Consider the following 22,935-nt stretch of genomic DNA (forward strand, 5'->3'; position numbering starts at 1 on the left):
AGCGCCGGTGCTCGCTGTGAAGTATGCCGGAGAGGAAACCAGAATGTCCGCCAGATACGAAGAGCTCAAAGCCCTCAAAAACATCGGGCAGAAATATGCCTACACCGACCGCGAGGTGATGCTCTACGCCTACGGCATCGGCCTCGGCGCCGATCCCATGGACGAGAAGGAGCTCGCCTTCGTCAACGAGGGCACGCTGACCCCGCGGCCGCTGAAGGTGGTGCCGACGTTTGCGTCCGTCGCCGCCTGGGGCTCGGGCCCGGGTGAGATGAACCTCAACCGCGTGATGGTGGTGGACGGCGAGCGCGACATCACCTTCCACCAGCCGCTGCCGGTGGCCGCGCACATCACCGCCGACTCCTCCGTGCTCGAGGTCTACGACAAGGGCAAGGACAAGGGCGTCGTCATTGTTCATCAAACCGTGCTCAAGAACGAGAAGGGCGAGAAGCTGGCAACGCTGGTCGCCTCGCGCTTTGCCCGCGGTGACGGCGGCTTTGGCGGGCCGAACCTGACCCAGCCCGATCCGCACAAGATCCCCTCGCGTTCGCCCGACAAGACCATCGACATCACCACGCGTCCCGACCAGGCGCTGGTCTACCGCCTCTGCGGTGACCGCAACCCGTTGCACTCCGATCCCGAGTTCGCCAAGAAGGCCGGCTTCCCACGCCCGATCCTGCACGGCATGTGCACCTACGGCATCACCTGCCGCGGCGTGCTCCAGACCTATGCCGACTACGACGCGAGCGCCTTTCGCCAGCACGTCGCGCGGTTCTCTTCGCCAGTGTATCCCGGCGAGACCGTGACCATGGATCTCTGGAAGGACGGCAACGTGATCTCATTCGAAGCCAAGGTGAAGTCGCGCGGCGTCACCGTGATCAAGAACGGCAAGACGGTGCTGGGTTAGAGGGGCACCGGCGTTTCACTTCCTCACCCCGTTCTTACGGGGAGAGGGTGGGGTGAGGGGCTGTCTCGACGACTTGCGACGGTATTGAGACCTGTACCCCCTCACCCGGATCGCAAAGGCGATCCGACCTCTCCCCGCAAGCGGGGCGAGGTAAGAAAGAAACAGAAACAAAAAAACAGGGAGAAGCCACCATGGGACTGCTCGACGGCAAGGTTGCGCTGATCACCGGCGCGGGCGGCGGACTCGGTGAGGCCTATGCAAAGCTGTTCGCGCGGGAAGGGGCCTCGATCGTCGTCAACGATCTCGGCGGGCCACGTGACGGCTCCGGCGCCGACACCTCGATGGCCCAAAAGGTGGTGGACGCGATCAAGGCTGAAGGCGGCAAGGCGGTCGCCAACGGCGCCGATATCTCCACCATGGAGGGCGGCCAGTCGGTGTTCGACGATGCCATCAAGCATTTTGGCCGCGCCGACATCCTCGTCAACAATGCCGGCATTTTGCGCGACCAGACCTTTCACAAGGCGTCCGAATCCGATTGGGACAAGGTCATCAAGGTCCATCTGAAGGGTACCTTTTGTTGCACCCTGCCGGTATTTCGCTGGATGCGGGAAAACGGCGGGGGCGTTATCGTCAATACCTCCTCGACCTCGGGCCTGATCGGCAATTTCGGCCAGACCAACTACGGCGCAGCCAAGGGCGGCATCTGGGGCCTGTCCAATGTGCTGGCGATCGAGGGCCGGAAGTACAACATCCGGATCTGGACGCTGGCGCCGGGTGCCCTGACCCGCATGACCGCAGACCTGCCCCGCTATAAGGAGAACCCCTCGGCGGCGCTGGGGCCGGACGGTATCGCGCCGGCCGTGCTATACATGGTCAGCGATTTGTCGGGCGACCAGACCGGCAAGGTGCTGGGCGTGTCCGGGCCCCGCGGCGTGCGCGAAATGCGGATGATGGAAATGGAAGGCTGGAAACCACCGCACTCGGGCTGGAACGCCCAGGACATCGTCGATCACGCCAAGGAGATCTTCTTCTCCGAGAAGGAGATCATGAAGTCGGCGCGGCGGTTTTAACCATTGTTGTCGTTCCGGGGCGATGCAAAGCATCGAACCCGGAACCTCGAGATTCCGGGTTCGCGCTGCGCGCGCCCCGGAATGACGGAGAAAGAGAGAGGCTAGATGAAACTCACCGCCGACGCCAAGGGCACCTTCGCAATCGCGCCGACGCCGTTCCACGACGACGGCCGGATCGACGAGCGCTCGATCGACCGCCTGACCGACTTCTACGAGGAGGTCGGCTGCGACGGCGTCACGGTGCTCGGCATCATGGGCGAGGCCCCCAAGCTCGATGCCGCCGAGGCCGAGCAGGTGGCGGTGCGCTTCGTCAAGCGCGCCAAGAAGATGCAGGTGATCGTCGGCGTCTCCGCGCCGGGCTTTGCCACCATGCGCTCGCTGGCGAAGGCCTCGATGGATGCGGGCGCGGCCGGCGTGATGATCGCACCGCCGCCCTCGCTTCGCACCGACGACCAGATCGTCGGCTATTTCAAGCAGGCGGCCGAGGCGATCGGCCCCGACGTGCCCTGGGTGCTCCAGGATTATCCGCTGACGCTGTCGGTGGTGTTCACGCCTGCCGTGATCCGCAAGATCGTCATGGACAATCCGAACTGCGTGATGCTCAAGCACGAGGACTGGCCGGGCCTGGAGAAGATCTCGGCGCTGCGCAACTTCCAGAAAGACGGCTCGCTGCGGCCGCTCTCGATCCTCTGCGGCAATGGCGGGCTCTTTTTGGATTTCGAGATGGAGCGCGGCGCCGACGGCGCCATGACCGGTTACGCCTTCCCCGAGCTTCTGATCGACGTCGTGCGCCTGTCGAAGCAAGGCAAGCGCGATGCTGCGCATGATCTGTTCGATGCGCATCTGCCGCTGATCCGCTACGAGCAGCAGCCCGGCGCCGGCCTTGCCGTGCGCAAATACGTGCTGCAGAAGCGCGGCGTCATCGCCTCCAGCGCCCAGCGCAAGCCGGGCGCGACCATCACCGCGGCGGCGAAGGCCGAGGTCGAGTACCTGCTGTCGCGCGTCGCCCGTGTCGACAAGCGCGCCAATCTCGGCCCGCAATCCAGTGCCGCAGGTTAGTTGCATGGCCGAGACGTCAGCATCACGCCCGGCATCGACGATCCTCCTGCTTCGCGATAGCGCAGCACAGGAAATCGAGGTCTTCATGATGGTCCGCCATCATCAGATCGAGTTCAACTCGGGCGCGCTGGTGTTTCCCGGCGGCAGCGTCGATACCGGCGACAAGGAGATCGTCGCCCGCTCCGATCTCTATTCGGGCGGCGAAGGATTGAGCGAAGCGGACCGCGGCTTTCGGATCGCCGCGATCCGCGAGACCTTTGAGGAAAGCGGCATCCTGCTGGCGCGGTCGAAGGAGACGGGCGCGCCGGTCGACGCCAGGCGTGCCGGCGAGATCGCCGACGCGCACCGCGTTGCGCTGAACGAGCACAAGATCAGCTTCCTCGACATTCTGGCTGACAACGATCTCCAGCTCGCGCTCGACACGCTCGTGCCCTACGCGCACTGGATCACGCCGGAGGGCATGCCGAAGCGGTTCGACACCTGGTTCTTCCTGGCCGCCGCACCGCCGGACCAGCTCGGCGCCCATGACGGGCGGGAGTCCACCGATTCGATCTGGGTCTCGCCGCGCGAGGCGGTGGAGGGCGGCGAGAGCGGCCGCTTCAAGCTGCCGTTCCCGACCACGCGCAACCTGATCAGGCTCGCCAAGCAGGGCAGCGTGGGGGCGGCGCTGGAGCACGCCCGCGGCCTGTCGATCGTCACCGTGATGCCGGTGATGACCAAAACCGAAACCGGCCGCCAGCTCCGCATCCCCCGCGAGGCCGGCTATGACGGCGAGGTGTTCGAGGTCGGTGCAGTCGGCTAATCCCGGCCTGGCGGCGGACAAGCGTGGAAAGCGCATAGTCCGAGACGGAGGAGGGGCGGCAGTCCCCAATATTAAGGATATTCCGCGTCCCGCGGCATGTTCCCCCCGGGCGGCAATACGTCGTATATTGGGTCTCCAGCAGCCCGGTCCCCAAACCACCAATGTCCGCCGAATTGACGCCGCCCCCTGAGAAAAGGCGAACATTCTCGCTCTCCATCGGCCAGCTCACCTTCGGCAGCTTTCTGTTGGTGCTGGCGGTGATCATCGTCACCTCGACCGCGAGCGTGATCGCGATCCGGCACATCGACACGACTTTCGCCGAGCTGCAGCGGCTGCAGAGCGTCGGAGACCTCGCCGAGGATATCGATCGCCGCATGAACGAGTTGCGCCTCGCCGCACGCGACTTCGTGACAGACCCCGGCGCCGGCATCCAGTTCCAGCAGGTGGGCGAGGCGGCCTCGACCCTGAGTGACATCCTGAAGAAGACCCGCATCGAGCTCGCGCCCGAGCAGCAGGATATGCTCGACGGGGTCACCGAGCGGCTTGCGACCTATCGCACCGGCCTCGAACGGATCTCCACCCTGATCGACCGCCGCGCCCAGCTGCTCGCCGGCCTGCCGCCGCTACGCGAGCAATTCGATGCAGCCGTTGCGGGCACCGCCGACCGCGAACTGGCGTCGCGCCTGTCCGAGGCGCAGAGCCGAATCGCGCTCGGATTGCTCGCGCGTAACCCGTCGGCGGCCGAGCAGGCCGCACAGAGTATGCGTGCGATGGATATCATCGATCCCAAGCTCAAGGTGGCGGTTAATGACTATGCCGAGGCGATCATGGCGGTCGCCGTCCGCGAGCGTCAGATCGCCGACATCGACCGCGAGGTGCTCGGCACCGAGGGACGGCTGATCGGTCGCGTCACCGAATTGTTGCGCGAGGTCAGCTCCCGCCGCGGGCACGTGCTGTCGCGCGATTTTGCCCGCACGCTGACGGAGGCGCGATGGCAGAGCATCGTGCTCGGTACGGTGGGCGTGCTGATCGGCATCGGCGCTGCGTTGTTCGTGGTGCGCAGGACGGTGCGTCCGCTCGCCCAGATCGCGCGATCCATTCGCGCGCTTGCGGCCGGCCGGAAAGACACGTCGATTCCGTCCGCCGATCTCGACAACGAGATCGGCGACATCGCCCGCGCCGCCGAAGTGTTCCGCCGCGCGCTGGAGGAGGCCGACACGGCGCGCGAGGCGGCGGTGCGCGCGCTCACCGAGCAACGCCTCGCCGAGGAGAGCTACCGAAAACTGTTCGAGGGCTCGGTCGACGGCATCTATGTGACGACGCCGGCCGGTGACCTCCTCAACGCCAATCCGGCGCTGGCGCGGATGATGGGCTATGACAGCCCGCAGCACCTCATCGACAGCATCAACGACATCGCCCACACGATCTATGTCCATCCCGAGGCGCGCGCCGAATACCAGCGGCTGATGGCGCGCGACGGCATAGTGCGCGAGTTCGAGTATCAGGTGCGCCAGCGCAGCGGCAACATCCTCTGGCTCTCCGACAGTGCGACGGGCGTGCGGGACGAGCAGGGCAACATCGTCCGCTACGAGGGTACGCTGCGCGACATCACCGACCAGAAGCGGGCGGAAGAGGCCATCGCCGAAGGCCGGCGCCTGCTCCAGCAGGTCATCGACACCGTGCCCGCGGTGATCAACGTCAAGGACCGCAATCTGCGCTACGTGCTGATGAACCGCTACATGGCCGGCATCTTTGGCATCGAGCCCGGCGATGCGCTCGGCCGCACCACGGGCGACCTGATGTCGCGCTACGGCGCGGCCAAGTCCGACGAGAGCGACAAGCGGGTGCTCAAGCTTCGAAAAGGTCTCGGCTTCTACGAGGAGGAGTATCAGGACGCCTCCGGCAACATGCGGCAATGGCTGGTCAACAAGCTGCCCCTGCTCGATGCCGAAGGCGAGATCGAGCGGATCGTCACGGTGGCGCTCGACATCGGCGAGCGCAAGCGCGGCGAGCAGGAGATGCGCAAGGCCAAGGAAGCCGCCGAGACCGCGCTGCGCAATCTGCGCGAGACCCAGGCCTCGCTGATCGAGGCGGAGAAGCTCGCAGCGCTCGGGCGCCTGGTCGCCGGTGTCGCCCACGAGGTCAACAATCCCGTCGGCATCAGCCTCACGGTCGCCTCCGCGCTGGAGCGCAAGACCGCGATGTTCACCGCCGAGGTCGAGCGCGGCGAGCTGCGCCGCTCCACGCTCAACGACTTCCTCAGCACGAGTCGCGATGCGTCTTCGCAGCTCGTCTCCAATCTCAACCGCGCCGCCGAGCTGATCCAGTCGTTCAAGCAGGTCGCCGCCGACCGCAATTATTCGGATCAGCGTACTTTCGATCTCGGCGACCTCACCGAGCAGGTGGTGATGAGCTTGCGGCCGGGCCTGCGCAAGCACAACCTGACGCTCAACGTCGAGTGCCAGCCGGATCTGACCATGAACAGCTATCCCGGCCCGTACGGCCAGGTGCTGACCAACCTGTTTCTCAACTCGGTGGCGCACGCCTTCCCGGATGGCCGGCCGGGGACCATCGAGATCCAGGTGCGCGAGTCCGGCAAGGACAATGTCGAGATCATCTTCTCTGACAATGGCTGCGGCATGTCGCTCGACGTCCGCCGCCGTGCCTTCGATCCGTTCTTCACGACACGGCGCGATCAGGGCGGCACCGGCCTCGGACTGCACATCGTCTACAGCATCGTCACCAACCGGCTCGGCGGCCGGCTCGATCTGGATTCCGAACCGGGCGGCGGCACCCGTATCCAGATCATCCTGCCGCGCGTGGCGCCGCTCGAGCAGGCTGCAGAATAGCTAATCGACCTCTGCGAGCTTATGCAGGGTGGCACCGAAAATCAGGCTGGCCTTGCCGACCAGCGCTGTGCCCGTCATCTCCGCGCGCGTATCCGTGTAGGTGCCGCTGACGCCGATGCCGACTGGGGCAGGGCCACCGAACAGCGGATTGTCATCGCCCCGAGGCGACGTGTGCCGTTGCACCAGCACCTCGCCTTTGAAGGTGCTGTTGTCTTTCACCGTGTAGCTGCCGGTGTAATAGAGGTAGGCATCGCCGCCAAGAATCTTGCCGTCGCGGAAGAGAATCACACCGCTGCCCTTGCCGACTCGACCATCGAGCAGGGTCACGTGAATCGAGTAGAGGCCGTTCTTCATAACGTCCCGTAGGCCGGCCGCCATCGCCCAATGGCGTAACCGGTCTGCTCTTATGCCAAAGCCCATCCCCTCGCGCAACGCGGCAGTTTGCCGGCCGGTCGCGGGAGCCTGCAGCGGCGAGCCGTAGTCGTCCCGGCTTGTGCGTGACGCCGTCATGACGCTTTGATGATGAGGCGAGGCCCACCGTTTCAAATCAGAGTTGGCCCGCGAAATGCATGATCATTGTTGCACTGGCCGCGGGGTGCTGGAGCAAGACGAACGTGACCAACTGGATCGATTCCGGCGGCGATGAGCCGCGTCTGTACAGTGCGCGTCCAACGAATTGCGAAAGCGAACAACGGCGGTTCCGCAGTGCGATACGCCATCGAAACCTGACAAGGCTGGCATGCGCCTTGGCCTTGATTGCGCTCGCAGCCCCGTTTGGGCACGCGCGCGACCGCGGGCAGTTCGCCAACACCAATGCCGAATTGAAGGCATGGTTCGACAGTCTGCGCAGCGGCAAGGGGCCTTGCTGCTCCGATGCCGACGGCTCGGCGCTCTCGGACTCCGACTGGGACAGCAAGGACGGTCACTATCGCGTCCGCATCCCGCGCCATGGCTACGCGCTCGATGGTCAGAAGCAGGAGCTCGTCTGGGTCGACGTGCCCGAGGAGGCCGTGATCTCGGAGCCAAACCGGGTGGGGCGCACCATGGTCTGGCCGATCTACGGCTACATGGGCGTCACCATCCGCTGCTTTATGCCCGGTAGCATGACTTAGCCCAACAGGGTGTCATGTCGCCCCGGCGGGATGCCTGAGATCGTCCAACGCCGCGTCACGTCAGGTGTATTTCTTGTCGCGCTCGAGCAGCTCGATGGAGATGCCTTCGGGGCCTCGGATGAAGCAGATGCGCACGCCCGGCCGGATGGTCGTCGGCTCGCGCGTGAACGTGACGCCCTTGGCCTTGATCTCGGCGGCGACGGCGTCGATGTCCTTCACCGTCAGACCAAAATGGTCGAGACCCTGATGCGGATGCGGGGGCGGCGGGTTGACGGCGCTGTCGCCCTCGAGCGGTGCGATGAAGATCCTCGCTCCCCCGAGGTTCACGTCGATACGTCCGGGGGCTCGCACGATCTCGCCCCCAAGGATGTCCCGCAGCCAGGCCGCCGTGGCCTCCGGATCGGGGCTGCGCAGGTGGACGTGATCCCAAGTGACGACTGGCATTCGTGTTCTCCCGACGCGGTCTTGATGTTGCAGTGCATGTTCGCGGCCCATGTCGGTCATCGCCGACTCGCAACCGCGCGGGAACCTTAGTTCGTCTGCTGGGTTAAGGTAAGCAGTGACCGAGTCCATCGTTGATGGTGCTCGGCCGCGGTCGGTGATGCAACCATGAATCCCAGGCTCGACCGGATCGGATTGGGGCGCCTCGCCGGGACCGGCGAACGACTGGCGCGGGCTGTAACGATCGCGAGCGTTTCGGTGGGCCGTAGCCTTCTGTGGCTGCTGGCGGCAATCATCGCCGGCTGCGGCGTCTGGATGCTGCTGCCTCTTTCCAAAGGCAATAGTGCTGAGCCGGTGCGGCCGGAGCTGGCGGCCGTTGAGGCGACTCCCTCGGGCGGTGCGTCCGCAGTGGCGTCGCCGGCGTCCGAAGCTCAGGTGCCGGTCACAGCAGAACTCGGTGGTCTCAGGATTTCATCGCAGACCTGGCGCCGCGGCGGCCTTGGCTCCAAAGCCCTGGTGACGTTTACGCTGCGAAATGACAATGATTATGCCGTAAAAGATGTCGAGATCGTCTGCGCCTTTACACGGCGCGACGGCAGTCATCTTACCGACCGCAGCCGCGTGCTGGTGGATGCGATCGGCATGAAGAGCCGCAAGACATTTGCGCGTATCCCCGTTGGCTTCGTTAACGTGAATGCCGATCAGGCAAAATGTTCGCTGGTTGCGGCACGCCGCGCTTGAAGGCGACGTGTTCCGGTAGCGGAAAAGTTACCCTCGTGGTCCTTGGCCAAAAAACCATGCATCGCCATTTGAACCGAACGGCTGGGCCAGGAACCAATTGAAAGATCGCCTGTTGAGGCGAGAGAGCCCACGCGGGGATGCGGGGGGCGGAGCGCGGCCAATGCCCATCTTCAGGTATTTCATTTTTGTCGGTGGAGCCTTGCTCGCACTGCTGTTCGTGGCGGATCTCGTTTTCCCGGCGGCGCCCGTAGCGCAAGCCGTCGCGACCGCAAGCAACGATCAGCCGCTGATCCGAATCCGGTCCGATCGTCACCTGCCTGAGCGCGTCGTGCTCGACACCAGCCAGCCGACGATTGCCGCACCTGCGGTAAAGACCGTCGCTGTTGCGACCCCGCCGCCGGTACAGGAGGGCCTGTCGCCGGCTTTCGCCGAGATGTCGGCCAAGACGCGGGTGCGCGAGACCTTCGCCCAGTTCACGCCGGCGCCGAGGGCCGAGACCGCCGCGGCCAAAACCGACGCCAAGGTTCAGGCCCAGGAAGGGCCGACTGCTGCTCCGGCCCGGGCCCAGCCCAAGCGCAAGATCGTGAGGGCGCATCCGGCGCCGCAGTATCAGTATGGTGGGCCACAGTATGGCCGGCCGATGATGGTGGCACAGCAGCCGCATTTCGGGCTCTTCAACACGACCTGGTGACAGCGTCTTTGACCCGCCTCGATGGCGGCGGGAAGGGCTTTTTATTGGCCGGCCTCTCTGCTAATTCCAAGCAATCCGAACGCCGTCCGGTGTGCTGGTTCGCCGCCAGCGCCGGTCGGGCGAATTTCGGTGGCCCGGTGCCCGGGCCAGGGCGCTCGTAGCTCAGCTGGATAGAGCATCGGATTTCGATTCCGAGGGTCGGAGGTTCGAATCCTTCCGAGCGCGCCAGTCCTCCGTTGTTCCAGATTTGTTCCGAATCGCGTTGACGTCGGGGCGCGGTCGCGAGGGCCTGTGGTGTCAATCAGCCTGCCCGGACGCCGCTTTGCCGGCCACGTGCCAGCGTGTCGGACGGCGCTTCGTGGAAGGTCGCGCGGTAGGCTGCGGCAAATTCACCGAGATGATGGAAGCCCTGGGCACGTGCGCAGGTGGCAACGGTGACGCCGCCGCCCTTGAGGCGGGCACGGGTCGCCCACAGCCTCTTCAGCCGAATGTACTGGTGCAGGCTCATGCCACGCACCTTGGTGACGGCGCCGCCGAGAGTCCGGATCGAGACGTCAAACTCGCGGGCGAGATCGGCCGTATAGATCGGAGCGGTCGGATAGGTCGCGACGTAATCGTCAATGCGCTGCACGAGCTTGATCGCGCGCTCGCTCTGGGCCGAAGCGCTCCGATTCGACATCGAATCGATCTGAAATAAATCGTCGAGCGCGAGCAGCAGGCCTTCCTCGAGATGGGCCGCAACTTCGGTGGTTTCGAACAGGCGCGGCTGCACTGATGCGGTGCGCAAGATGTCGAGCAGGAGTTGCCGTGTGTGAAGCAGGGCGGTCCGGTTCGCGACATGGGTCCGCAAATGGTTGGCGTGGTCGAACCAGCCCCGGTCTCTCAGCTCGAGGGAGAAGATGATCATGGCATGATGATTGGTCCTGGGCTCGACGAAATGGCACTCATCGTTGCCGCGGAGCGCAGCGAAGAAGCGGGCGTCGAGATCCACTCCCTTGAAACTGGCCTGAAGGTCGTCGGTCATCGACAGGATCACCATCCCGCCCGGCATCCGATAGGCGGCGTCGAGGATGCGCGCGAACGATCTCACCACGATGATGCGGCACGCCGGCAGGGAGACGACGGCGCGGGCCGCCGCGAAGTTCGGGATGTCGAGCGGAATGCTTCTCGCATCCTCCATCGTCTCGACCGGCCGGAACGCATCGACGTCGGAAAAGCCGATCAGAAGCGCGGAGGATGGAGCGAAGTTGTCGAACAACATGGTTCTGGCCGGCTGCTGAAATGAGACAAAATCAAACGAACGTCGATGTGTCGCCATCAATGGCTAACATCGCGCTTCAGTAAACCGGATTCCGGGCCGTAGTATTGCGGACATCATGTCATGAGGCGTGCCAGATCAATGTCACCGTCAACGTTCTCGGCTCATCGGCTCGCCGGAGGCGAGGTCAATGAAATGCTGCCGCATGCAAGCGTGACCACCCGAAGGCCGTAGGGCTCCGTCGCTTCGCTATTGGAGAATGACGGTATCGGCTGATTTCATCTTTGATCTAGATCAGATCTGAGTGGCTCCAGGCCAGTGGCCGCTGCGCAAGACATGGTCCTGCAAAAGCGAAGGGGCCCCGAGGGCCCCTTCAAGCGTCACCAGCGGCGATAGCCGTAATGACCATAATAGCGCGGACCATAATAGCGCGGCGGCCCATAATACCGTGGGCCGTAATATGGCCGAGGCCCGTAATACCCATAGTAGTTCGGGCGCCACCAGCACCGTCCCCAGGGGTTGCAGACCATGCGGATCTGCTCGACGCCGGAGACCTGCGGCGTCGCAGGTGCGGGCGCGATGGGCATGGCGGATGCCGCCGACGATGCAGCGAGGGCGCCGAACAGGGACGCGGCGACGAGGCCAGTCTTGAAATTCATGATGTCTTCCTCCGCTTACGCGATGCAGAATATCGAAGTTGTTCTGCTCAAATTGTGGCGGAACCGAAATGTAATACTGATGAACAAACCTTCAGCGAGCTGGCCGGCCCTGATCCCAGCCCGCCAAACCGGCTTACGCCGCAGGGCCATGCCGTGACTTAGACCTTGATCTTGCGCAATTCGAAAGCTTGCCTTGGCTCTTAGTGTCGCCGACATGACAGCGGCGTGGTGCCTGCTGCCGGGCAAGGTGAGCTGGATGCGAGTCATTCCAAATCTGTCGATCTCGCCGGAGAAGGTCTTCTTCGTCATCTCGAAATCGCGCCGGTCCGACAGCGAAGCGGCGGGGGGTGGTGTCGTCCTGGACTTCGGCGACGATGACATGAGCTACGGTCGTGGCGGACGCGGCCAAACCACCGACCGCGCGGAGCTCGCGGGCTTCATCCGCGCTCTCAATATCGACGAGCAGATCGATCTCGTGGCGCTGACCTGGCTTGGCCGCGGCGACGGCGATCTCTCCGACTGGCGCGAACTGCGCGCTCTGGCCGCGCAGGCGCACAACCAGCGCACTGCCTCCTACCTGATCGGCACGCCGATGCTCGCGGACTATCTGGAAGAGGCGATGACGCAGTTCGGCAAGTCCTTCGAGGAATTCGAAGAACAGCTCTGATGCCGGATGCGGCGTCTGCAAGTGTCAAGGAGAAGCTGTGATGGACAAGGTGAGAATGGATAAGGGTGACTGGCTGGTCGTGTGCGACGGGCGCAAGGCGCTCATTCTGGAGAATCTCGGCGACGAGATGTTTCCGAATCTTCACACTCTAGAAGTGCACGAGCAGCCCAACCCTTCGACCGCCACGCAAGGCAGCGATGCGCCGGGCCGATTGCACCCGGCGGCCGGCGGGTCGCGCAGCTCGGTCGAGCAGACCGATTGGCACGACGAGGCCGAGCGCGCCTTCTTGCGGGGCTTGGCCGGCCGGCTCGATGCTGCCGTCAGCTCCGGCGAGACCAAGGCCCTGACCATGGTCGCCTCACCGCGCGCGCTCGGCATGATCCGCGCCGACTATTCGGACATGGTGCGCAAGGCACTTCAGGGCGAGGTCGGCAAGGACCTCGTCAAGCTGCCGGTCTACGAGATCGAGAAGCAATTGCTGCTGTCGGGCGCCGCGAAATAGGGACGCCCGCGGGAGGGACGCACGGCGCCTCAGTAGCAGGGGTGCCGCCGGCCATCCTGGCCGATATAGGCGGCCGCGCTGCGGTAGCAGTGGTTGGTCGACGGACCGTCGTAATAGGCGAAGGTGCCGGGGGTGATGCCGGGGCCGTAATTGTGCAGATAGCTGATCGGGTAGGGCAGCGGGTTGGAGCGGTGGTACCGGTGATGTCCGCGCGCCTCCGCGAGCCCAGGGGCCAGGACCGCAGCCGTCAGGGCCGCAACCGCGGCTACAAGCGTCAACTTGCTCATCTCGATTCTCCGGAAACCGCTCGAATGGGTCAGCCATTTATAGCAATTTCGAGTGGTCAGGCATCGCTCCGGAGGCCCGAAATCATGGCCAATCCCGCAGATTTCCGGGTAGGTGTGACAGAATTGCCGGACATGCGGTCGAAAGCTGCCCATTTTTGGCCTTTTCGGGATGCTTAACGAATTCCCCACACAAGTATGACCAAAGAGTATTCGGTTAAGAATCCTGTCACCGGTCCCAGGGATCATTTTGAGGGTCCTTCGAGGCCGGTCCATTCCTGAAGGCCATCGCCGTCACCTCGCCATGCGCATCACGCTTCTGAGCCTGCTGTTGCTCTCCGCCGCCGCCACGCCGGCGCGCGCCGACCTGCACATCACCCGCGACCACGGCGGCTATGTCGACGAGTACAAGGCCAAGTACAAGCGCGTGCGCGAGAAGGGCGAGCGCGTCATCATCGACGGCATCTGCAATTCGGCCTGCACCCTCGTGCTCGGCATCGTGCCGATGAACAAGATCTGCGTGACGCCGCGCGCCAGCCTCGGCTTCCACCAGGCCTATTACGACAAGGCCTTCACCTTCGGTATCAAGGTCACCAGCGCCGAAGGCACCTCCGATCTCATGTCCTACTACCCCGACAAGGTGAAGGACTGGATTCGCCGCAATGGCGGGCTCACGACCGACATGAAGAAGATCAAGAACGGGGTCGAGCTCTGGAAGATCATCGACCCCTGTCCGGAGGAATGGTGAGCGGCTGAGTTAGACCGGCGTCGCCCGTCGCAGCGCAGCATCGTCCGGACGAAATTCGCGTTGCCGCATTGCTTCCGGTGAGGCAATGAGGGCGGCAATGAACCATAATCAAGAAACCCTGACCGCCCGCGCCGCGCCGATCCTGTTCGTGCTGCTCTGGAGCACCGGATTCATCGGCACCAAGTACGTCGTCAACAACGCCGATCCCTTGACCTATCTCGCCATCCGCATGGCGATCGTGGTCGGCCTGATGGCGATCATCGCAGGCATCGCGCGGCCGAAATGGCCTGATCGCGCCGGCATTGCACACAGCGCGGTCGCCGGCATCCTCGTCCACGGCTTTTATCTCGGCGGCACCGCAATCGCGATCGCCCATTCGATTCCGGCCGGCCTTTCCGCGCTAATTCCGGGCCTGCAGCCGATCCTGACCTCGACCATCGCCAATCGCTGGCTCGGCGAGAAGGTGACGCCGGTGCAATGGGCCGGCCTCGTCCTCGGCCTCGGCGGCGTCGTGCTGATCCTGCACAACCGCCCGATGACCGGCGAAGCCGGACTCGGCTGGCTGGCCTCGGTGGTCTCGCTGATCAGCATCACGCTCGGCACGCTCTACCAGCGCCGCTACTGCAATCACATCGACTGGCGCGCTGGCAATCTCGTGCAATACGTATCCGTCACCATCTTCTTCGCGATCGGGGCCTTCCTGTTCGAAGACCGCGTGGTGCACTGGACGCGGGAATTCGTGCTCGCGCTCGCCTGGCTCGCCGTGGCGCTCTCGATCGGGTCGATCGGGTTGTTGTACTGGCTGATCCGCCACGCCGCGGCAACCTCGGTCGCGAGCCTGTTCTACCTGGTGCCGGCCGTGACGGCCCTGATGGCCTATCTGCTGTTCGGCGAAAAGCTGGACGCAATTGCCATTGCCGGCATGGCGCTCTGCGCGGCAGCGGTCTTCGTGGTCAATCGGCGCTCATAGGGTTTCCAGCGCGTACAGCCCTGACGTGTGTTGACCGTTTGTGGAATTGGCAGCTGGTCTATTTCGACGACGCTACCCCCGAGAACGGGTACGTGATCAAGAAGGTCAACGGCAAACGGGTGATCAAGCAGTTCGGCTCACCGGAAAAGCGGAAGCGCTTCAGCGCCGAGGCCGGCGCGGCTATCGCAGTGAATTCCGCGATCCCAAGGGCAAGCATCAGCCGGGCCGGCGCGCAAGCCAAGCGACGAGGGTAGGTGTCACCGGGGCTGTCGGGCGCGCCCGCCCCTTGGGAACGTCTCTAGCCGTTGCGATCGGCGCCGCCTGCCAGGGCTGGCGGATCAGCTTCGCAGATAGGCCTTCGGGGGCGTCCTCGTTTACCAATTGGAAAGCATGCCGCGTGCGGCGATGCGAACGGTCGTTAATGCGGTCGTAAGCCGATTGCACGAATATGCAGGAATTACGGGGGTCATTCCATTCATGTCCAACCTTCTAACGGCGAAGTTCCTGCCGCAGTTCAAGCTCGGCACCAAGGCGGTCCTTTGCGCTGCGCTGCTGATCGCTATGAATACGGCGCTGGTGGTCGGAGCCGGCTATTGGTCGCTGACATCAGCCTTCAATGATCGCGCGCTCCGCGACATCGAGGTCAATCTGCGCACGCTGGCGCTGGCCTTTGCGGAGACCGTTCCCGAGGCCAAGATCACGATGCGGGATGGCGCGGTGGTACGCGCCGAGATTCCCAAAATGCCCGACCTCAAGGATCACGCCATCGTCGATCGTGCGGTGTCCTATGTCGGCGGTAATGCGACCTTGTTCGTGTTCGACGCGGCGAGCGGGCAATTCGTGCGACGCTCGACCAACGTGAAAAAGGAAAATGGCGACCGCGCCGTCGGCACCCAGCTTGCCGCCGATCATCCGGGGCAGGCGCCGCTGCGCCGCGGCGAGGCCTATAAGGGGCCGGCAACGCTGTTCGGCAAAACGTTCATGACCGCCTATTTCCCGATCGCGGACGCGACCGGCAAGGTCGCCGGCATTCTCTATGTCGGCATCCCGATGACGCAGTTCGAGAACATGCTGTCCCAGGCGATCGAGAGCATGGCCGCCGCCGCCGGGCTCGCCGCGCTTCTGGTGCTGGTCCTGACCCTGCTGGTCGTCCGCCGCGTCACCCGGCCGCTCACCTCGGTCACGCACTCGCTCACCGCGCTTGCCAACGGCCAGAGCGACGTCGCGATCGAATGCGAGGATCGTGCCGACGAGATCGGCGAGATCGCCCGCACGGTTGCGGTGTTCAAGAGCAATTCGCAGGAACGGGCGCGCCTGCGCAGTGAGCAGGCGGCGGCAACGACTGCCGCGGCCGAGCAGCGCAAGGCGGAGCTGCGCAGTTTCGTCGAGGAGTTCCGCGGCAGCGTGGGCGGCATTCTCGACAAGGTGCTCGCATCGTCGGGCGAGTTCGAGCGTGCCGCGCGACAGCTCACCGACGCCGCGCGCTCCACGGCCGATCTGTCGGCGCAGTCGGCTGGAGCTTCCGAAAGCGCCTCCGAGCACGTGCGTTCGGCTGCGTCGGCCTCTGACGAGCTGTCTCAATCGATCTCCGAGATCACCCGCCGGGTGCAGGAATCGAACGAGATCTCCGCCGAGGCGGTGCGGCAGGCCGAGGCGACCGACCAGCGCATCGCGCAGCTCTCGGAGGCCGGCTCGCGCATCGGCGACGTCGTCAAGCTGATCACCTCGATCGCCGAGCAGACCAATCTCCTGGCACTGAATGCCACCATCGAGGCGGCACGCGCGGGCGATGCCGGGCGCGGCTTCGCGGTGGTGGCTCAGGAGGTCAAGACGCTCGCCGGACAGACCGCGAAAGCGACCGACGAGATCTCGAACCAGATCGAGAGCATGCAGCTCGCGACCGAGGAATCGGTCGCCGCCATCAAGGCGATCAGCCAGACCATCGAGCGCATCAGCGGCATCGCGGGCTCGATCTCGGCTGCGGTCGAGCAGCAGAAGAGTGCGACCCATAACATCGTGGCCAGCGTTCGCGCGGCGGTATCAGGCACGGCCGATGTCGCCGTCAATGTTCGTCACGCAGCCAAGGGCGCCAGTGAGACGGGCGAGACGTCGAGCCGGATGTTTGCTTCCGCCCAGGCGCTGTCGGGCGAGAGCCTGCATCTGAAGGCCGAGGTCGACAGCTTTCTGGACCGCGTCCACGCGGCGTAGTTCAACGCAGTCATCCCGGGATGGTCCGAAGGACCAGACCCGGGATCTCGAGCTTCCGGGTTCGATGCTGACGCATCGCCCCGGGATGACGGTGAATTACTTCGGCTGCGGCACGATGCGGATGTAGGGCTTCGGCTCCTTCCAGCCCTGCGGGTAGATGGTCTTGGCCTCGTCGTTGGAGACCGAGCCCGCGATGATGACGTCCTCGCCCTGCGACCAGTCGGCCGGCGTCGCGACGCGATGCTTGGCGGTGAGCTGGAGCGAGTCGATGACGCGCAGGATCTCCTGGAAGTTTCGCCCCGTCGTCATCGGATAGACCAGCACCAGCTTGATCTTCTTGTCCGGTCCGATGATGAAGACGTTGCGGACGGTCTGGTTGTCGGCCGGCGTGCGGGTGAGGGGATCGCCCGAGGTCGAAGCCGGCAGCATGCCGTAGAGCTTCGAGACGTTGTAGTCGGTGTCGCCGATCATCGGGTAGTTCGGAGCCGCGCCTTGCGTCTCCTTGATGTCCTCCGACCACTTCGAGTGGCGGTCGACCGGATCGACCGAGAGGCCCATCAGCTTGACCCCGCGCTTGTCGAACTCCGGCTTCAACTTGGCGAGAGCGCCAAGCTCGGTCGTACAAACCGGCGTGAAGTCCTTCGGGTGCGAGAACAGCAGTGCCCAGCTGTTGCCGATCCAGTCGTGGAACTTGATCTTCCCTTCGGTGGTCTCAGCTTCGAAGTCGGGTGCGGTGGTGCCGATCGGAAGTGTCATGGTTCTACCTCATCGCATTGAATTTACTTGGAAATTCAGTTCTGGCCGTCATCCTCAGTATAGAGGGCTTACAAGGCCAAGTGAACGCCCACTGAACCGGCTCAAGTAAAATGTGAATTCCTTCCTCGAAGGCCTGATTTCCTAGCAACTTATTGTTACAGCGGCACCTGCGGCGAAACAGCTCCACCCGGGGTCACACGGTCTCGCTCGCCCCGATTAAGCCTTTTATGACTTTCATCACGCTCGCCCGGCGCTCCCAGAACCATAACGGTCCTGACAGCGACCAATTGGCAACCATCTAGAAAAGTCGCGATCACCGTATCGAATCGTTAACCACCCCTTTACGCCGGCATGAAAATGCTGGCCGATCAGAAGAAGTCTGGAAGTGAACTATGTCTGCCGCTGCGCCTAAGCCTACCGAGCCGTCGTCCCTCGAACCGTCCTGCCGCGATACAGCGGCCCATGCGCTGAGCATCGTGCGCGACGGCGTGATCACGGGCGAAGGCCCCACGACCAAGGGAAGGGTGCATTTCTCCCGTTCGCTCGATGCCGATGACACCGCCTGGTGCATGCGCATCCTGACCGCGACCGCCGTCAACGACCAGCCGGTCAGCCGCACCGAGGCCGAGGTTCTGTTCGAGATCAACGAGGCCGCGACCGAACGTGCTGACGGTGGCCGGTTCGACGACCTGCTCGCCAAGGCCGTTGCCCATTATGCCGCCAGCGCCTCGGGCCTGAAGGTGCCGCCGCGCAGCGTCGCGCTGTCGGCCGACACCGAGATCGAGAGCTGGGCGCCGTCCTATGCCTCCAAGGTCAACAGCGAGATGCTGGAGTGGATCGCCGGCCAGATGCGCGGCAAGCGCCAGAACAACCGTCGCCTGATGGCGATGGTGGCGACCTTCCTGGGCGCCACCGCGCTGCCTCTGGCAGGCCAATTGCCGAACGTGTTCGACATTGGGATGTAAGCGACTGGGGATGTAAGCGACTGGGCATGTAAGATTTTGCGCGTCACTTGAGGCCGCGAGGAAGCGGCGGGGTTATTTCCCCGCCGTTTTTTGTTTGCGGTCCTCAAGTCTAAGCTTGTCCACCTCGAGCCCCAGCGTGCGGCCCGGAAAACCGGCGGCATCGAAATAGCGCTGGCTGCCGACGCGCTGGAAGTTCAGCACGGTTATCAGGCCGCCCTCGGCGGGCTTCGACTTCACCGTGCCGACATAGGCCTTCGGCACGGTGCCATTCGGCATGGCTTCCGACATCACGCGGCCGACCAAGTCTCCTTTTTGCGAAGCGCGCAGGCCCATGAGCTGGGCGGCCGTCATGCCGACGTCGGCATTGCTGACCGGAATCTCGTCGACATAGCCGGCTTTGAAGTCCGGCCCGATCGCCGCCATGAAATTCATGGTGTCGCCGCGGCTGAAGCTGCCATGCATGCCCTGGCCCTGGCGCAGCACGGTGTCGGCGACCTGGACCGAGCAGTTGATCGGCGCCTCGCCGCAATCGCTGGCATAGGAGCGGAAGTTGACGACGATCGACGGTGTCGGCGTCGCCGCCTTGCCGCGCAGGTTGATGCTCGACAGCGGTAGCGTCCCGGGGAAGCGGCCGAGCGAGTCCTCGACGAACAGGCCGGAGACGTAATCTTGCTCGAGCAGCGCCTTGATGGTCTTGGCCGCCAGCTTCTTGTCCCTGTTCGGCAGATAGATCAGGTCCGAGCCGCCATTGGTGGCGACGACGAGGTCGGGCTTCTCCGGATCCTTGCCGAGCACGCCGTTGCCGGCCTTGGGATGCTTGTTGCCCTCGATCTTCGCGTTCTTGTCGTTGGGATCGAACAGCGGCAGGTCGAGCGCCTTCGCAAGATCGAGCGCCAGGAAGCCCATCGGCAGGAAATCCTTGGGCGTGTCGTCATAGCTGACCTTGGCAGAGGGGCTGGTCTTGCTCTCCTTGGAGATGGTCGAGAAGCCGTGGTCTGCGGAGACGATGATGTTGGTCGAGGCGGCAAGCCCGAGCTCGTCAAGCGCCTTGCGGAGCTGGGCGAGATTGGCGTCGGCGTTCTTGATGCCGGCCATCGAGGTCGGGCCGTTGATGCCGGGCTTGATCTGGTTGAGGCTGTCGCCGGTGTTGTGCTGGCTGCCATCAGGATCGCGCGACCAGAACACGAGCACGAAGGGCTTGTTGCGCGCCTTGAACATCGGCAGCACCACCTTGGTGGCGACGTCGGCGAAATAGGCCTGCTGCGCCACGTTGGCGACCGTGGTGCCCGGCGTCTTGGCGTCGCCCGCCTTGGAATTGTCACCGCGTGGCGGTGTGGCGAGGGGCAGGCCGGCCTTGGTCAACGCGTCCTTCACTTCGTCGGACAACGCCACTCCGTTCTTGCCGCCGGTCGCGTCGTCAAACACGATCGAGTGCAGACCGGCCTTTTCGGGCTTGTCCGTGTGGTCGAACTGATAGGTGGGGCCGTGCTTGCCCAGCGCGGCGGTGCTGAAGCCCTTGTCGCGGGCCATCTTCAGAATGGTCTCTTCGTTGAGGTAGTCGCCCCTAAAATGCTCGTCGATGTCGCCGAGCACGGCATCGTTCTCGATAAACGGCACCACGGTGTTGCCGGCTGGGACGGAGGTGTAGTTGGTCCAGATCGTGTTGGAGAACACGCCGGTGTCGCCGAGATAGTGGCCTGTCGACATCGCCGAGCCGTTGGCCATGGTGAAAGTCGGGAAGAGCGAATGCGGGTTCTTGAAGTTGACGCCCTTGTCGCGGACCTCGGCCATCGCGGGCGCCGTTTCCGGTGTGACCTTCAGCGCGCGCAGACCGTCCGGAATGAACAGGATCAGGTTGCGGGGCGTGTTGTTCTGGGCGGAGGCAAGTCCGGTGGACAGCACTGTCAGTCCGGCGGACAGCAACACCAGTGAACGGCGCATGGAAGTCTCCTGGGTGGTGAGGCGGCATGGCCGCCGACCGCGGCCCCCGGCAATCGTTTAGTTTTGCGGTATGACAGTCTTGTTACAAAACGTGTTTGCGGGGCAAGAGGGCTGAGGAGGGGAGCGTTACTCTCGCGTCCCGGACGCGCTGCAACGCCCTTAGCGTTGCTGCGCAGAGCCGGGACCCAGCAGGCCACAGAGCTCGCTGCTGCATAGGCCCCGGCTCTGCAGCGCACCGCTGAAGTAGCGCTGCGCTGCGTCGGGGCACGAGAGCGGACTTTGTCGCGCACATCTGTCGCCAGATCGTCATTGCGAGCGCAGCGAAGCAATCCAGAAATGCATCCGCGGAAAGGCTCTGGATTGCTTCGCTGCGCTCGCAATGACGGAGGGTGTAGTGATAGCGAACGCCTCTCTCGTGTCCCGGACGCGCTGCAACGCTCTTGGCGTTGCCGCGCAGAGCCGGGACCCAGCAGGCCGCGGCACTCGCTGCTGCATGGGCCCCGGCTCTGCAGCGCACCGCCGAAGAGGCGCTGCGCTGCGTCCGGGGCACGAGAGCTTTGTTCAACGATGGACATGGTTCGTCATCCTCGCGGCTCATCTCGCCCGAGCTTTGCTTCGATGCCTCACCCTCAGATGAAAGAGGGCGCAGGGAAGACCGGGAGCCGGTTGGCTCCCATCGACCGCCATGCGAAACGCAAACTGCGTGCGCTACAATGCACAGCGGGTAACAGGGCAACCGGAGACATCCCGGCCTTCCCTGCGCAGTGGTTTTACGACTTATGTCGTGCTCTCCCCGGGGAGCGATGCACTATTGCCCCCGTCGCCTTGCGGATGGCTGATGCGCTCGCCCGGTCGGGCAACACACATCACCGCAAGACTTGGCGCACAGACCCCGGGCGCCAGGACGACACGATTTCGCCGTACGCAAACCACACCTGTCGTTGGCGCGAGGTCTTCGCTCACGGTTGCCCGCCCTGCGAAGCTTTTCGCGCCGGTGCAACTCACGTCCACCGCCGCCCGGCCCGCGTTCGTGACGATCGCGATGCGCCCCTCTTCCTTGGGCCGGGTTGCGGCGACACATACGCCGTTTCCGAATTTCGGTAAAGTGGAATATTTTCGCCTGCGCGCGTTGACCTAGCGCTCGCGTGTTTTGCCCGTCGGGCAACGCAAGGGATTGTGGCCGGGATGTTCGATCCGGTGCGGTCGGCTGCGCAAGCAGCAGGGGCGCTGACGCACGAAAGCCCGCCATCCGTTGTGGACGGCGGGCCTCGAGTGAAGCGAACTTACCAGCGATATCTGCCGGTCAGCGTTCCGTTGTTGTTGCCGCCAGGGCCGACATCGCCCTGCGTCGAGCTCGGGGTTGGATGGTTGGGGCCATTGAACGCGCCGTACGGCCCCGCGACGTCAGGATAGTACGCGCGCGGTTGAACCGGTTCGTAAGGGGCCGTGCGGTCCCAGCCCACGCGTGGTCCGTTCCAGTCGTAGCCCTGCGCCGAGGCGGCCGCGGTGCCCGCGACGAGCGATGCCGCGACCAGGCAGAGGAGTTTTGACTTGTTCTGCATTGGAGATGCTCCTTGCTTGTGTTGAGGCCAACGGTTGCAATGCGGGAGCGTTCCGGACGTATGGGCCCGGGGCCGATCAACTCCGATCAACTGGATATGAAGTGCGTGCCGCGGAACGAAGTGGCTGAAATGAGACCCGAATTCCCGGCGTTCTGCCGCACCCTGTTCCCAGTTAACCCCGTGCCTTAACCAATAATTAATTATACGTTTGCGGGTGGGCGACAGCCCGGCCTAGCCTCTCGCGGGGAGCCGCTATCGCAAAGCCAAACGAGTGTGGTGCGTATCATGATTGCCAGATCACATGGGGCGTTGTTCGCCTCGCTCAGCGCAGCCGCGCTGCTCCTTAGCTCCAGTGACAGTTTTGCCAGACCCGCTGGCGCCGCGGCGCCCGGCGTCGTGTCCGCGGCCGCGCCGCCGGTTGCAGCACGTCCGCCGATGGGGCCGGGCGCCCGGTTTCATCGGCGCAGCGCTCCATGGGTCTATTGGCCGGGCGGCGGCGGATTCTTCTATGATGGCGCCGGCTACAGCCAGCCCTTGGTCGATGCCGGCCAGCCGCTCTCCAGCGACGTGCGTTACACCTACACCTATGACGTACCCTGGGACTGGACGCATCGCTATCCGCCGAACGTCGTGCCGTCCGACCGGCCCTATGTACCGAGCTGTCCGACGGAGCAGGTGACGGTGCCCGGCCGCGGCGGAAGCGAGCACACCGTCAACATCATGCGCTGTTACTGAGCGGCGGGTTC

24 protein-coding genes and 1 tRNA gene are annotated in these 22,935 nt (G+C 64.2%); 17 read left to right on the forward strand and 8 right to left on the reverse strand.

The annotated features are described in order from the left end of the window. The first annotated feature begins 43 nt into the window (after window positions 1–43). The 5 genes from ACVIIV_RS21900 (at window position 44) to ACVIIV_RS21920 (ending at window position 6,684) form a co-directional block, all read left to right on the forward strand. Complete coding sequence (locus ACVIIV_RS21900; protein WP_456746001.1) at window positions 44–904, forward strand: MaoC/PaaZ C-terminal domain-containing protein; 861 nt, start codon at window positions 44–46, stop codon at window positions 902–904. A 191-nt stretch (window positions 905–1,095) separates the two neighbouring features. After that, window positions 1,096–1,974: an SDR family oxidoreductase gene (locus ACVIIV_RS21905; protein WP_456746002.1), complete on the forward strand. Its 879-nt coding sequence runs from the start codon at window positions 1,096–1,098 to the stop codon at window positions 1,972–1,974. A gap of 105 nt (window positions 1,975–2,079) precedes the next feature. Further along, a complete protein-coding gene (locus tag ACVIIV_RS21910) occupies window positions 2,080–3,033 on the forward strand; it encodes a dihydrodipicolinate synthase family protein (RefSeq protein ID WP_212376976.1) in 954 nt (317 codons plus the stop codon). A gap of 4 nt (window positions 3,034–3,037) precedes the next feature. Beyond that, window positions 3,038–3,835 (forward strand): NUDIX hydrolase, encoded by a 798-nt coding sequence (locus ACVIIV_RS21915; RefSeq protein ID WP_456746003.1) that lies wholly within the window; start codon window positions 3,038–3,040, stop codon window positions 3,833–3,835. A gap of 161 nt (window positions 3,836–3,996) precedes the next feature. Continuing rightward, complete coding sequence (locus tag ACVIIV_RS21920) at window positions 3,997–6,684, forward strand: PAS domain S-box protein (protein ID WP_456746004.1); 2,688 nt, start codon at window positions 3,997–3,999, stop codon at window positions 6,682–6,684. Here ACVIIV_RS21920 and ACVIIV_RS21925 read toward each other — a convergent pair whose 3' ends face one another. Continuing rightward, window positions 6,685–7,038 (reverse strand): GrlR family regulatory protein, encoded by a 354-nt coding sequence (locus tag ACVIIV_RS21925; RefSeq protein WP_456748791.1) that lies wholly within the window; start codon window positions 7,036–7,038, stop codon window positions 6,685–6,687. A gap of 260 nt (window positions 7,039–7,298) precedes the next feature. On the opposite strand from ACVIIV_RS21925, the gene ACVIIV_RS21930 reads away from it, so the two are divergent. Further along, entirely contained in the window at window positions 7,299–7,796 is a 498-nt protein-coding gene (locus ACVIIV_RS21930) for a hypothetical protein (protein ID WP_456748792.1), read from the forward strand. Window positions 7,797–7,856: 60 nt separating this feature from the next. Here the strand turns inward: ACVIIV_RS21930 and ACVIIV_RS21935 are convergent, their stop codons facing one another. Next, on the reverse strand, window positions 7,857–8,240 hold the full coding sequence (locus ACVIIV_RS21935; RefSeq protein ID WP_200455535.1) for a VOC family protein: 384 nt from the start codon (window positions 8,238–8,240) through the stop codon (window positions 7,857–7,859). 165 nt (window positions 8,241–8,405) lie between these two features. Between ACVIIV_RS21935 and ACVIIV_RS21940 the strand changes: the two genes are divergently transcribed. The 3 genes from ACVIIV_RS21940 (at window position 8,406) to ACVIIV_RS21950 (ending at window position 9,897) form a co-directional block, all read left to right on the forward strand. Next, window positions 8,406–8,978, forward strand: coding sequence for a hypothetical protein (locus tag ACVIIV_RS21940; protein ID WP_456746005.1), 573 nt, complete (start codon window positions 8,406–8,408; stop codon window positions 8,976–8,978). Between the two features lie 160 nt (window positions 8,979–9,138). Then, window positions 9,139–9,669 carry a hypothetical protein gene (locus ACVIIV_RS21945; RefSeq protein ID WP_456746006.1) on the forward strand — a complete coding sequence of 177 codons (531 nt, stop codon included), beginning with the start codon at window positions 9,139–9,141 and terminating at the stop codon, window positions 9,667–9,669. 151 nt (window positions 9,670–9,820) lie between these two features. Beyond that, a tRNA-Arg gene (locus ACVIIV_RS21950) sits at window positions 9,821–9,897 on the forward strand. Window positions 9,898–9,970: 73 nt separating this feature from the next. Here ACVIIV_RS21950 and ACVIIV_RS21955 read toward each other — a convergent pair. Beyond that, the gene (locus ACVIIV_RS21955; RefSeq protein WP_456746007.1) at window positions 9,971–10,930 is read right to left on the reverse strand and encodes a helix-turn-helix domain-containing protein; all 960 of its coding nucleotides are present in this window, start codon (window positions 10,928–10,930) and stop codon (window positions 9,971–9,973) included. A 377-nt stretch (window positions 10,931–11,307) separates the two neighbouring features. Next, entirely contained in the window at window positions 11,308–11,586 is a 279-nt protein-coding gene (locus tag ACVIIV_RS21960) for a hypothetical protein (protein ID WP_456746008.1), read from the reverse strand. 256 nt (window positions 11,587–11,842) lie between these two features. Here ACVIIV_RS21960 and ACVIIV_RS21965 point away from each other — a divergent pair, with 256 nt between their 5' ends. Beyond that, window positions 11,843–12,253 (forward strand): DUF3775 domain-containing protein, encoded by a 411-nt coding sequence (locus tag ACVIIV_RS21965; RefSeq protein WP_456748793.1) that lies wholly within the window; start codon window positions 11,843–11,845, stop codon window positions 12,251–12,253. Between the two features lie 40 nt (window positions 12,254–12,293). Then, complete coding sequence (locus tag ACVIIV_RS21970) at window positions 12,294–12,755, forward strand: host attachment protein (protein ID WP_456746009.1); 462 nt, start codon at window positions 12,294–12,296, stop codon at window positions 12,753–12,755. Window positions 12,756–12,784: 29 nt separating this feature from the next. Here ACVIIV_RS21970 and ACVIIV_RS21975 read toward each other — a convergent pair whose 3' ends face one another. Next, the gene (locus ACVIIV_RS21975; protein ID WP_456746010.1) at window positions 12,785–13,042 is read right to left on the reverse strand and encodes a hypothetical protein; all 258 of its coding nucleotides are present in this window, start codon (window positions 13,040–13,042) and stop codon (window positions 12,785–12,787) included. Window positions 13,043–13,343: 301 nt separating this feature from the next. Between ACVIIV_RS21975 and ACVIIV_RS21980 the strand changes: the two genes are divergently transcribed. The 4 genes from ACVIIV_RS21980 to ACVIIV_RS21995 all read left to right on the forward strand — a co-directional run bounded on the left by ACVIIV_RS21980 (window position 13,344) and on the right by ACVIIV_RS21995 (window position 16,965). Further along, window positions 13,344–13,787, forward strand: coding sequence for a hypothetical protein (locus tag ACVIIV_RS21980; protein WP_456746011.1), 444 nt, complete (start codon window positions 13,344–13,346; stop codon window positions 13,785–13,787). Window positions 13,788–13,884: 97 nt separating this feature from the next. Beyond that, entirely contained in the window at window positions 13,885–14,757 is an 873-nt protein-coding gene (locus ACVIIV_RS21985) for a DMT family transporter (RefSeq protein ID WP_456746012.1), read from the forward strand. A 92-nt stretch (window positions 14,758–14,849) separates the two neighbouring features. Continuing rightward, the gene (locus tag ACVIIV_RS21990) at window positions 14,850–15,011 is read left to right on the forward strand and encodes a hypothetical protein (protein WP_456746013.1); all 162 of its coding nucleotides are present in this window, start codon (window positions 14,850–14,852) and stop codon (window positions 15,009–15,011) included. Window positions 15,012–15,234: 223 nt separating this feature from the next. Then, window positions 15,235–16,965, forward strand: coding sequence for a methyl-accepting chemotaxis protein (locus ACVIIV_RS21995; protein ID WP_456746014.1), 1,731 nt, complete (start codon window positions 15,235–15,237; stop codon window positions 16,963–16,965). Window positions 16,966–17,061: 96 nt separating this feature from the next. Here the strand turns inward: ACVIIV_RS21995 and ACVIIV_RS22000 are convergent, their stop codons facing one another. After that, a complete protein-coding gene (locus ACVIIV_RS22000; protein WP_456746015.1) occupies window positions 17,062–17,721 on the reverse strand; it encodes a peroxiredoxin in 660 nt (219 codons plus the stop codon). A gap of 392 nt (window positions 17,722–18,113) precedes the next feature. Here ACVIIV_RS22000 and ACVIIV_RS22005 point away from each other — a divergent pair, with 392 nt between their 5' ends. Then, on the forward strand, window positions 18,114–18,686 hold the full coding sequence (locus tag ACVIIV_RS22005; protein WP_456746016.1) for a hypothetical protein: 573 nt from the start codon (window positions 18,114–18,116) through the stop codon (window positions 18,684–18,686). Between the two features lie 72 nt (window positions 18,687–18,758). Here ACVIIV_RS22005 and ACVIIV_RS22010 read toward each other — a convergent pair whose 3' ends face one another. Beyond that, on the reverse strand, window positions 18,759–20,627 hold the full coding sequence (locus tag ACVIIV_RS22010; protein WP_456746017.1) for an alkaline phosphatase family protein: 1,869 nt from the start codon (window positions 20,625–20,627) through the stop codon (window positions 18,759–18,761). 1,283 nt (window positions 20,628–21,910) lie between these two features. Next, window positions 21,911–22,189 (reverse strand): hypothetical protein, encoded by a 279-nt coding sequence (locus ACVIIV_RS22015; protein ID WP_456746018.1) that lies wholly within the window; start codon window positions 22,187–22,189, stop codon window positions 21,911–21,913. 285 nt (window positions 22,190–22,474) lie between these two features. Here ACVIIV_RS22015 and ACVIIV_RS22020 point away from each other — a divergent pair, with 285 nt between their 5' ends. Beyond that, window positions 22,475–22,924 (forward strand): hypothetical protein, encoded by a 450-nt coding sequence (locus tag ACVIIV_RS22020; protein ID WP_456746019.1) that lies wholly within the window; start codon window positions 22,475–22,477, stop codon window positions 22,922–22,924. Window positions 22,925–22,935 lie beyond the last annotated feature (11 nt).

It is taken from the genome of Bradyrhizobium sp. USDA 4354, assembly GCF_054060315.1.